At 67.2% G+C, this 11,044-nt stretch carries 10 protein-coding genes and 1 pseudogene; 10 read left to right on the top strand and 1 reads right to left on the bottom strand.

Going from position 1 to position 11,044, the window contains the following annotated elements:
• From QZ994_RS16065 to QZ994_RS16020, 10 genes and pseudogenes are all read left to right on the top strand, one after another.
• Positions 1–705 (top strand): annotated as a pseudogene (locus QZ994_RS16065) (branched-chain amino acid ABC transporter permease); the annotation flags it as partial.
• 9 nt (positions 706–714) lie between these two features.
• A complete protein-coding gene (locus tag QZ994_RS16060; protein ID WP_290873875.1) occupies positions 715–1,542 on the top strand; it encodes an ABC transporter ATP-binding protein in 828 nt (275 codons plus the stop codon).
• Positions 1,543–1,544: 2 nt separating this feature from the next.
• Positions 1,545–2,240 (top strand): ABC transporter ATP-binding protein, encoded by a 696-nt coding sequence (locus QZ994_RS16055; RefSeq protein WP_290873872.1) that lies wholly within the window; start codon positions 1,545–1,547, stop codon positions 2,238–2,240.
• 241 nt (positions 2,241–2,481) lie between these two features.
• A complete protein-coding gene (locus tag QZ994_RS16050) occupies positions 2,482–4,578 on the top strand; it encodes a 3-hydroxyacyl-CoA dehydrogenase NAD-binding domain-containing protein (RefSeq protein WP_290873869.1) in 2,097 nt (698 codons plus the stop codon).
• A 22-nt stretch (positions 4,579–4,600) separates the two neighbouring features.
• A complete protein-coding gene (locus tag QZ994_RS16045) occupies positions 4,601–6,475 on the top strand; it encodes an acyl-CoA dehydrogenase (protein WP_290873867.1) in 1,875 nt (624 codons plus the stop codon).
• 42 nt (positions 6,476–6,517) lie between these two features.
• Positions 6,518–6,799: a Dabb family protein gene (locus tag QZ994_RS16040; protein ID WP_290873865.1), complete on the top strand. Its 282-nt coding sequence runs from the start codon at positions 6,518–6,520 to the stop codon at positions 6,797–6,799.
• A gap of 74 nt (positions 6,800–6,873) precedes the next feature.
• Complete coding sequence (locus QZ994_RS16035) at positions 6,874–7,671, top strand: SDR family oxidoreductase (RefSeq protein WP_290873862.1); 798 nt, start codon at positions 6,874–6,876, stop codon at positions 7,669–7,671.
• Positions 7,672–7,690: 19 nt separating this feature from the next.
• Positions 7,691–8,155: a PaaI family thioesterase gene (locus QZ994_RS16030; RefSeq protein WP_290873859.1), complete on the top strand. Its 465-nt coding sequence runs from the start codon at positions 7,691–7,693 to the stop codon at positions 8,153–8,155.
• A 27-nt stretch (positions 8,156–8,182) separates the two neighbouring features.
• Positions 8,183–9,214, top strand: coding sequence for an NADP-dependent oxidoreductase (locus QZ994_RS16025; RefSeq protein WP_290873857.1), 1,032 nt, complete (start codon positions 8,183–8,185; stop codon positions 9,212–9,214).
• Positions 9,215–9,254: 40 nt separating this feature from the next.
• Positions 9,255–10,181 (top strand): SDR family oxidoreductase, encoded by a 927-nt coding sequence (locus QZ994_RS16020; protein ID WP_290873855.1) that lies wholly within the window; start codon positions 9,255–9,257, stop codon positions 10,179–10,181.
• Between the two features lie 16 nt (positions 10,182–10,197).
• Here QZ994_RS16020 and rapZ read toward each other — a convergent pair.
• The coding region (rapZ, locus tag QZ994_RS16015) for an RNase adapter RapZ (protein ID WP_290873852.1) at positions 10,198–11,044 on the bottom strand (847 nt) is incomplete at its 5' end.

Here is an 11,044-nt window from a genome sequence, read left to right as displayed (position 1 = left end):
GCCAAGCGCATCACCGACAACGCCGTGCGCGACAACCCCGAACGCGTGCAGTTCATCGGCTACGACACCCAGCGCGTGCGCTACCTTGCCTTCATGATCGCGGGCTTTTTTGCTGGCGTGGGGGGCGGCCTCTACGCCATCAATTTCGAGATCGTGACGGCGGAGGTCGTGGGCGCTCACAGCTCGGGCGCCTACCTGCTGTTCACTTTCCTGGGTGGGGCGCTGTTTTTCTTCGGGCCCATCATTGGCGCCGTGTTGATGGTGCTGGCCTCGGTGCTGCTGTCGGAACTGAGCAAGGCCTGGCTGCTTTACCTGGGCCTGTTCTTCCTGTTCATGGTGATGTATGCGCCAGGTGGGCTTTCCAGCCTGCTGATGATGAACCTGCGCGTGGCCGCCCACGGCATGCTGCGCAAGATCTGGACGGCCTACCTGGCCTTGGGTGGCACGGCCCTGGCCATGCTGATGGGGTTGGCGGTGATGGTCGAGATGATCTATCACATCAAGCTCAACGAGGCATTGGGCACGCAGATGAAGTTCGCTGGCGCCATGCTGGACACCCGCGGCGTCGATGCCTGGGTGGGCGCAGCCCTGGTGCTGTTGACGGGCGTGGGCCTCTTTGAGGTGGCGCGTCGGCAGTTCCTCAGGGAATGGGGCCACATCCAGGAAGACATCGAGGCCGAAACCCGCCGCCGTGAAGGCCATTGAGGACCGCACATGAGCCAAGTCTCTTCTTCCTCCCCTCTGGCCTTGGAACTGCGCCAGGTGCGCAAGTCCTTCGGCAAGACCGAGATCATCCGTGGCGCCGAACTGGCCGTGAAGGCAGGCGAGCGCGTGGCCCTGATCGGTCCCAACGGTGCGGGCAAGTCCACGCTGTTCAACCTGATCAGCGGGCGCATGGCCCCCAGCAGTGGCGAGATCCTGCTCCATGGGCGCCCTATCCAGGGGCAGGCGCCGCACGAGGTCAACCGCCAGGGGCTGGCGCGCAGCTTCCAGGTCTCCAACCTTTTCCCGCGCCTGAGCGTGTTCGAGAACATCCGTTGCGCGGTGCTGTGGTCCATGGGCGAGCGCTATGCCTTCTGGCGCTTCCTCTCCAACCTGACCGAGGTGAACGCGCGGGCCGAGCAGGTGCTCGACATGATCCGCCTGCGCCGCAAGCGCGATGTGAACGTGGCCAACCTCACCTATGCCGAACAGCGGGCACTGGAGGTGGGCGTGACCATCGCGGGCGGTGGCAACGTCATCCTGCTCGACGAGCCCACGGCCGGCATGAGCAAGTCCGAGACCGCCAACTTCGTGCGCATGATCCGTGAGGTGACCGAGGGCAAGACCCTGCTGACCGTGGAGCACGACATGGGCGTGGTCTTTGGCCTGGCCGATCGCATCGCGGTGCTGGTGTACGGCGAGGTGATCGCCTTTGACACCCCCGAGGCCGTGCGCGCCAATGAGCGCGTCAAGGAGGCCTACCTGGGTTCGACCCTGGCCGAATCCCAGGCTGCCGAGGCCGGTGTGCCGGCACAGCCTGCCCACCCCGTGGAGGCCTGAGCATGCTGCGCATCGAGAACCTGCACGCCTACTACGGCAAGAGCCACATCCTGCACGGCGTCAACATGACCGTGAACCCGGGCGAGATCGTCAGCCTGCTGGGCCGCAATGGCTCAGGGCGCTCCACGGCCATCAAGGCCATCATGGGCCTGGTGGAAGGCGAGGGCACCGTGAGCTGGAAGGGGCGCAACCTGCTGGGTCACAAGGCCTACGACATCGCCCGCCAGGGCATTGGCTATGTGCCCGAAAGCCGCGATGTCTTCCCCAAGCTCACCGTTGAGCAGAACCTGCTGCTGGGCCAGCAATCCGGTCGCAAGAAAGGCCGCTGGACGCTGGACGACATGTACCAGCTCTTTCCTCGCCTCAAGGAGCGGCAGCACACCGAGGCGGGTGTGATGTCGGGCGGGGAGCAGCAGATGCTGACCCTGTGCCGCACCCTCATGGGCGACCCCGATCTGATCATGATCGACGAGCCCACCGAGGGCCTGGCACCCAAAATCGTGGAACTGGTGGGCGAGTACCTGAAGGCCTTGCAGCGCCGCGGCCTGGCCGTGTTGCTGGTGGAGCAGAAGCTCACCATCGCGCTCGACATTTCCCAGCGCTGCTACGTCATGGGCCATGGCGAGGTGGTGTTCGAGGGCAGCCCGGACGAACTCCGCGCCGACCAGTACGTGCGCAAGGAGTGGCTGGAAGTCTGATCCCGCGCAAGGTGGCGGCAAAGGGCCTCGCGCCAGCCAGGGCGAACGCTTGCACCTAGGTGTTTTCCCGTGTCACGCTTGGACCCTTGCAGAAGCTCTGCCACAATCGTTTTCAATTCGTACAAGGCTTCTTGTCAGAATAGGATCCCGCCCGATGAGGCCGCGGGCCGCAGGTGGCCTGAAGCTGTTGCACAGTGTCTGGTCGACGAGCCTCGTCTGATTCACCCATCCTGAGATCGCCATGAGCACCACCTACCAAGTCACCGACGGCGTGGCCGTCATCTCGCTGGCCAATCCCCCGGTCAACGGCCTGGGGCTGTCCACCCGCGCCGGCATCGTCGACGGCATCCAGCAGGCCAATGCCGATGCCGCCGTGAAGGCCATCGTGGTCATCGGATCGGGCAAGGTTTTCTGCGGCGGGGCCGACATCCGCGAATTCAACACGCCGGCGGCCTTCGCCTCGCCCGGCCTGCACCTCACCATCGAAACCATCGAGCGCAGCACCAAGCCCGTGGTGGCCGCCATCCATGGCGTGGTGATGGGCGGTGGCCTGGAGCTGGCGCTGGGCTGCCACTACCGTGTGATGGCGCCTGGCGTGCAGGTGGCGCTGCCCGAGGTCAACATTGGCCTGATCCCTGGCGGCGGTGGCACCCAGCGCCTGCCCCGTGTGCTGCCGGTCGAGCAGACGCTGCAGATGGTCACCTCCGGCGCTTCGGTGCCCAGCGAAAAGCTGGCCCAGGTGCCCGGCCAACAGCTGATCGCCAGGCTGATCGAGGGCGACCTCCTGGCCGGTGCGCTGGCCTTCGCCAGGGACGTGGCCGATGTGCGCCCCATGCCGCTGGTGCGCCACTTGTCGGTCTCGCCAGTGAGCGATCCCGAACTCTTCCAGAAAGCCCGCGCGGACATGGCCAAGACGCGCCGCGGCCTGGTCTCGCCGCAGCGCTGCATCGATGCCATCGAGATCGCCGTGCAGACGCCTGACATCGATGCCGGCATCCAGAAGGAGCTCGATCTCTTCAAGGTCCTCATGGTCGGCCCCCAGGCGCGGGCCATGCAGCACGCCTTCTTTGGTGAGCGCGCCGCCAGCAAGATCCCCGATGTGCCCGATGCCACGCCCACTCGCAAGATCGAGAAGGTGGCCGTGATCGGCGCCGGCACCATGGGCGGGGGCATCACGATGTGCTTCCTGAACGCAGGCATCCCCGTGACGCTGCTGGAGATGAAGCAGGAGGCCATCGAGCGCGGCCTGGGCATCATCCGCAAGAACTACGAGGCCCAGGTGGCCAAGGGCAAGCTGTCGCAAGACAAGTATGCGCAGCGCATGGCCCTGCTGAGCACCACCCTGAGCTACGAGGACATCGCCCAGGCCGACATGGTCATCGAGGCCGTGTTTGAGGACATGGGCGTGAAGTCGCAGGTCTTCACCCAGCTGGATGCGGTGATGAAGCCTGGCGCGATCCTGGCGTCCAACACCTCCACGCTCGATGTGGACCAGATCGCCGAGGTGACCCGGCGCCCGGCCGACGTGGTGGGCCTGCACTTCTTCAGCCCGGCCAATGTGATGCGCCTGCTGGAAGTGGTGCGCAGCAAGCACACCGCCAAGGACGTGATGGCCACCGTCATGCAGGTGGCCAAGAAGATCAAGAAGGTGGCCGTGGTCTCGGGTGTGTGCGACGGCTTCATCGGCAACCGCATGTTCGAGCAGTACGTGCGCCAGAGCTTCTTCCTGGTGGAGGAGGGCGCCTCCGTGCAGCAGGTGGACAAGGCTGCCGAGGCCTTTGGCTTTGCCATGGGCCCCTTCCGTGTGGGCGACCTGGCGGGCAACGACATCGGCATGGCCATCCGCAAGCGCCGCAAGGTCGAAAAGCCCGATGTGGTCTACAGCCCCGTGGGCGACGCCATTTGTTCGCTGGGCCGCTTCGGCCAGAAGGTGGGCAAGGGCTGGTACGACTACGAGGCAGGCCGGCGTGAACCCGTTCCTTCGGCCGAGGTGCAGGCCTGCATCGACCAGGTGCGGGCAGACAAGGGCCTCACCCCCCGCGCCATTTCGGACGATGAGATCGTGCAGCGCCTGGTGCTGGCCCTGGTCAATGAAGGGGCGGCCATCCTCGAAGAAGGCATTGCCTCCAAGGCGTCCGACATCGACATGGTGTACCTGACCGGCTACGGCTTCCCGCTGAGCTGGGGCGGCCCGATGCTGTATGCCGACCTGCTGGGCCTGCCCAAGGTGGTCGAGCTGATGCAGGGCTTTGCGGCCAACCCGCATGGCGATCCGGCCTTCTGGACGCCGGCTGCTCGCCTCGCCCGCCTGGCCGCCGAAGGCAAGACCTTCAACTGAGCCAGCGAGGGGCCGCCAGACCATGAGCCACCGCGCCACCCTCGATTTCCTGCTCCACGACTGGCTCCGGGTCGAAGCCTTGTGCCAGCGGCCACGCCACGCCGAGCACAACCGCGAGACCTTTGACGCGGTGCTCGACCTGAGCGAGCAGATCGCGACGGAGCGGTTCGCACCCTTGAATCGCCTTCTCGATGTGCAGGAGCCTGCGTTCGACGGTGTGCGCGTGAACCTGCCGGCGGAGACCCCGGTCGCGCTGCAGGCCTTCAACGAGGCCGGGCTCCTGGCGGCCAGCAAGGATGCCGAACTGGGTGGCATGCAGCTGCCCACGGTGGTCGAGGTCGCCTCGATGAGCTTTTTCTACAAGGCCAGCGTGGCCTTGGCTGCCTACCCCATGCTCACGCGGGGCAACGCCAACACCATCCTGGCGCACGGCAGCGCGAAGCAGATCGAGGTGTTCGCCAAGGGGGGCTTCGAGGGGCGCACCTTCGGCACCATGTGCCTGAGCGAGCCCCAGGCCGGCTCCAGCCTGTCCGACATCGCAACCAGGGCGCTGCCCGATGTCGCAGGCGATGGCAGCGGCGTGCCCTGGCAGGACGACGCCCTGGGCGCGCGCCATCGCCTCAAGGGCAACAAGATGTGGATCTCGGGCGGCGAGCACGAGATGGGCGAAAACATCGTGCACCTGGTGCTGGCCAAGATCCCGGGCGCCGATGGCAAGCCGGTGCCGGGCGTCAAGGGCATCTCCCTCTTCATCGTGCCGCGCAAGCTGGTGGACCAGGCGGGCCGCATCACCGACCGGCGCAACGACGTCGCCCTGGCGGGCCTCAACCACAAGTGCGGCTACCGTGGCACGGTCAACACCTTGCTGAACTTTGGTGAAGGCCGCTTCCCCGTCCATGGCGAAGCCGGGGCGGTGGGCTACCTGATCGGCAAGCAGGGTGAAGGCCTGCAGTGCATGTTCACGCTGATGAACGAGGCCCGCATCGGTGTGGGGCTGGGCGCGACCATGCTGGGCTATGCCGGCTACGAGGCTTCGCTCGAATACGCGAAGCAGCGCCCCCAGGGCCGCCCCATGGGCAGCGGAGGCAAGGACCACAGCGCGCCCCAGGTGCCGATCATCGCGCACAGCGATGTCAAGCGCATGCTGATGATGCAGAAGGCCATCGTGGAAGGCGGCCTGGCCCTGGGCCTGCTGTGCGCCCAGCTGGTCGACGACGAGCTCACCGGCAGCGGCGACGAGGCCGAGCAGGCTGGCCTGCTGCTGGGCCTGCTCACCCCGATCGCCAAGAGCTGGCCCAGCGAGTGGGCCCAGGAGGCCAACTCCCAGGCCATTCAGATCCTGGGCGGCTATGGCTACACGCGCGATTTCCCGGTCGAGCAGCACTGGCGCGACAACCGCCTCAACATGATCCACGAGGGCACCCATGGTATCCAGGGCCTCGACCTTCTGGGGCGCAAGGTGGTGATGAACGGTGGCAAGGCCCTGGCCGTGCTGGCCCGGCGCATCAGCCAGACGGCGGCACAGGCCGGACACGTCGAAGGCCTGGCCCTGCACGCCAACGCCCTGGCCGCGGCCCTGCAGAAAGTGGGTGCGGCCACCAAGGCCGCCTGGGCCACCAACGAGCCCGAAGCCGCCCTTGCCAACGCCACGCCCTATCTGCAGGCTTTTGGCCACACCGTGATGGCTTGGATCTGGCTGGAGCTGGCCCTGGCGGCCAAGGCGGCCCAAAGCGCAGGGCATTGGGACCTGGGGCCGCGGGGTCCGGGCTTCCTCAGGGGTAAGCTTGCGGCCGCCGACTACTTCTTTGCCTACGAGTTGCCCAAGATCGACGCGTGGCTGGGGGTGGTGGCCCGCCGTGACCAGACCTGTGCCCAAGCCGAGGCCGACTGGTTCTGAGCGGCTCCTTGACCCGCCCATCCGCTTTCCAGCGACAAGACCATGCTCCGCCACATCGTGATGTTCACCCTGAAAGACCCCGCCAACGCCCCCAAGGTCAAGGCCCTGCTCGACTCCTGCAAGGACCTGGTCCCGGGCATGCACGAGTTCGATGTGGGCATCAAAACCCCGGGCCTGGAGGCTTCGGCCGATGTGGTGCTGGTCTCGACCTTCGTCGATGCCGCCGCCCTCGCTGCCTACCAACCCCACCCGCACCACCAGGGTGTGGTGGCCCAGATCAAGGACATGGCGTCCGGTCGCCAGGTGCTCGACTACCTCGTCTGAGCCACCGCCTCCGGGTGCCGCCATCGGGGCCGTCTGCGGCCCCCGCACACCGGCCTGTTGGCCGAGGAGAACCCATGAGCACGCCCCGCACCGTCCAGCAACTGTTTGACCTGAGTGGCCGCACGGCCCTCATCACCGGTGGCTCGCGCGGCCTGGGCCTGCAGATGGCCCACGCCCTGGGTGAGGCGGGCGCCCGCGTCCTGGTGAGTTCGCGCAAGGCCGCCGACCTGGAAGAGGCCGTGTCCCGCCTGAAGTACGCCGGCATCGACGCCAGCTTCATCGCGGCCGATGCGGGTGCGCCCGACGACATCGGTCGTCTGGCCACCGAGGCCCATGCCCGCCTGGGTCAGATCGACATCCTCGTCAACAACGCCGGGGCGACCTGGGGTGCGCCCGCACAAGACCACCCGCTCGAGGCCTGGGACAAGGTCATGAACCTCAATGTGCGTGGCTATTTCCTGCTCTCGCAGGCCGTGGCCCGCCTGAGCATGATCCCCCGCCAGCAGGGGCGCATCATCAACGTGGCCTCCATCGCGGGGCTGGGCGGCAACCCGCCTTTCATGCAGACCATCGCCTACAACAGCAGCAAAGGTGCCGTGGTGAACTTCACCCGGGCCCTCGCCTGCGAGTGGGGGCACCTGGGCATCCGCGTCAACGCGATCGCGCCGGGCTTCTTCCCGAGCAAGATGACCGCGGGCCTGCTGCAAGCCGCTGGCGAGGCCCAGATCGCCAAGGGCGCGCCCTTGCTGCGCCTGGGCGATGACGAAGACCTCAAGGGCGCAACCGTGCTGCTGGCCTCCGATGCCGGCAAGCACATCACCGGGCAGATCCTGCCGGTGGATGGCGGCGTGAGCGCGGCCATCGGTGCCTGAACCTTTTTTCACCTGAACCATGTCCCTGCCTTTTCCTGCCCACATCCCTTTCGTGGCCGAGCTGGGTTGCCAGCTTGAGCGTTTCGAGGGCGGTGAGGCCGAACTCTCGCTCGTGCTCAATGAGGCCGTGCACACCAACTCTTTCGGCGTGGCCCATGGTGGCCTGCTCATGACCCTGATGGACGTGGCCATGGCCCACGCCGCCCGCAGCCGCCACCAGGACGAGGCCGGTGGTGGGCCGGGCGCCGTCACCATCGAGATGAAGACCAGCTTCATGCGGCCCGGCACCGGCCGACTGCGCGCCCTGGGCACGGTGTTGCACGCCAGCGCCCAGATGGCCTTTTGCGAGGCCCGCGTGCTCAATGAGGCGGGCGAGCTGTGCGCCCATGCCACGGGCACCTTCAAGCTGCTGCGCGCCTTGCCGGTCTCGGGCCGGCGCACGCATCCCTTGTCCGGACCGGCCGGTTCGGTCGATCCGGCCTGATCCCATCCACCCCTGAGGAGCGTCGAGATGCCTGCCATCAACCACCAGATCCTGCTGGGCTCGCGCCCGCAGGGCGAAGCCACGGTTGCCAACTTCCAGTTCAGCGAGGCCCCTGTGCCCACGCTCGAGGCGCTGGCCGAGGGGCATGTGCTGGTGCGCCACCACTACCTGTCGCTCGACCCCTACATGCGCGGCCGCATGAACGAGAGCAGGAGCTACGCCGAACCTCAGCCCCTGGGCGCCGTGATGATCGGCGGCACGGTGGGCGAGGTGCTGCTGAGCAGGCACCCGAAGTTCGCGGTGGGCGACCGGGTCGTGGGCCTGGGCGGCTGGCAGGAATACAGCGTGGTCGATGCCTCTGCCAGGGGCGCCATGCTTAGCAAGGTCGACACCACCCACGTCCCGCTTTCGGCCTATCTTGGCCCGGTGGGCATGCCGGGCGTGACCGGCTGGTATGGCCTGGTCCAGATCATCCAGCCCAAGGCCGGTGAAACGGTGGTGGTGAGTGCGGCCAGTGGCGCGGTGGGCAGCGTGGTGGGCCAGCTGGCCAAGGCCCGAGGATGCCGTGTGGTGGGCGTGGCCGGTGGGCCCGACAAGTGCGCCTACGTGGTCGATGAACTGGGCTTTGACGCCTGTGTGGACCACAAGGCCCACCCTGACCCCAAGGCTTTCTACAAGGCCCTGAAAGACGCCACGCCCGATGGCATCGACGGCTATTTCGAGAACGTGGGCGGGATGATCCTCGACGCCGTGCTGCTGCGCATGAACGCCTTTGGCCGCATCGCGGTCTGCGGCTTCATCGCCGGCTACAACGGCGAGCCCACGCCCCTGCAGAACCCGGCGCTGATCCTGGTCAACCGCCTGAAGGTCGAAGGCTTCATCGTCAGCGAGCACCCCGAGGTCTGGCCCGAGGCCACGAAAGAGCTGGGCACCCTGGTGGCCACCGGTCGCATGAAGTTCAGGGAGTCGGTGGCGCAAGGCCTGGCCAGTGCGCCCGAGGCTTTCCTGGGCCTGCTCAAGGGCCGCAATTTTGGCAAGCAGCTGGTCAAGCTGATCTGAACTGAAGCCACCCCACCCCATACGGAAGAGGAAACAACCCATGAGTGCATGGCAAGTGCAAGCCGGCCACACGGCCGTGATCACCGGCGCCGGCAGCGGCTTTGGCCTGGAACTGGCCCGGCTGGCCGCCCGCAAGGGCCTGAACCTCGTGCTGACCGACGTGCAGCAGGACGCCCTGGACGCCGCCGTGGCCGAACTCGCCGCCACGGGCGTGCAGGTCGTGGGCCTGCAGGGTGACGTGTCGCGCGGCGTGGACGTCCAGGCCCTGGCCGACCTGTGCATGGAGCGCTTTGGCGCGCCGCACATCGTGATCAACAACGCGGGCGTGGCCTTCGGCGGCCTGATCTGGGAACACACCGAGCGCGACTGGGAATGGGTGCTGGGTGTGAACCTGTTTGGCGTGGCCCACGGCGTGCGCGTGTTCACGCCCCTGATGCTGGCCGCGGCGAAGCAGGACCCGGCCTGGCGCGGCCACATCGTCAACGTGGCCTCCATGGCCGGCCTGCTGAACTCTCCCAACATGGGTGCCTACAACGTCAGCAAGCACGCGGTGGTGTCGCTGAGCGAAACCCTTTACCAGGACCTGGCCCTGGTCACCGATCAGGTCCACGCTTCGGTGCTGTGCCCGTACTTCGTGCCCACGGGCATCCATCTCTCGCACCGCAACCGGCCCAAGGCCCTGCGCAGCGAGGGCCGCCCCACGGCCAGCCAGATGATCGCGCAGGCCATGAGCGCAAAGGCGGTCACCTCGGGCAAGGTCACCGCGGCCGACACGGCCCAGCTGGTGTTCGAGGCCATCGAGGCCGGGCGCTTCTACGTCTACACCCACCCGCAGGCGCTGGGCATGGTGCAGACCCGACTGGAAGACGTGGTGCAGGCCCGCAACCCGACCGACCCGTTTGCCGGCAAGCCCGAGATTGGCGAGCAGCTCAAGACCGCCTTGCGCGAGGCGATGGCCAGGCGCTGAGGTCGGCACGAGGGCCTCACTTGGCGTCCTGCTCCCGGTGGCGGGCGAGGACGACCCCGCGTGAGGCAAAGCGCTGCACCAGCTGCTCGACACAGTAGACGGAGCGGTGCTGGCCACCCGTGCAGCCCAGGGCCACGGTGACGTAGCTGCGCTGATCGCCTTCCAGGGCGGGCAACCAGCGCAGCAGGAAGGCCTCGATCTGGGCGATCAGTTCCGTGGACTCGGGCTGGGCGGCCAGGTAGTCGATCACTGGCTGGTCGCGGCCGGTCAGCGGCTTGAGTTCCTTCAGATAGAAGGGGTTGGGCAGCATGCGCACGTCGAAGACGAAGTCGGCGTCGACCGGCACACCGTGCTTGTAGGCAAACGACTCGAACACCAGGGTCAGGCGCGCAGGCGCCGCTTGCACGATGTTGCGGATCCACACGCGCAGCTGGGCCGGGCGCAGCAAGGTGGTGTCGATCACGGTCGAGACCTCGCGCAGCGGGCTCAGCAACTCGCGCTCGAGGTTGATGGTGTCGATCAGGGCCTGGTCTTCGGTGGTGGCCAGGGTGCGGTGGTCGGACTCGCGGCGGCGCGGCGTGGCCTGCTCGGGCTGGGGCGTGCCCTGCACCTGCTGCAGCGGGTGAGGGCGACGCGTTTCCGAGAAGCGGCGCACCAGCACATCGGTGCTGGCGTCCAGGAAGACGGAGCGCAGCGCGTGCCCTTCCTGCTTGAGTTCGCCCAGCACGGGCAGCAGGTGGGGCAGCGAATGCGCGCTGCGCACGTCCACCGCCACGGCGATGCGGCGTTTGAGTTCATGCGGGCGCTGCTGCTCCAGCGTGATCAGGCCGCGCAGCAGTTCGGGGGGCAGGTTGTCGACGCAG

Origin of the sequence: Aquabacterium sp. (assembly GCF_021768455.1) — a bacterium.
Lineage (GTDB): Bacteria > Pseudomonadota > Gammaproteobacteria > Burkholderiales > Burkholderiaceae_C > Aquabacterium.
Note: the sequence above shows the minus strand (reverse complement) of the source record. Positions and strands in the feature narration are given on the sequence as shown.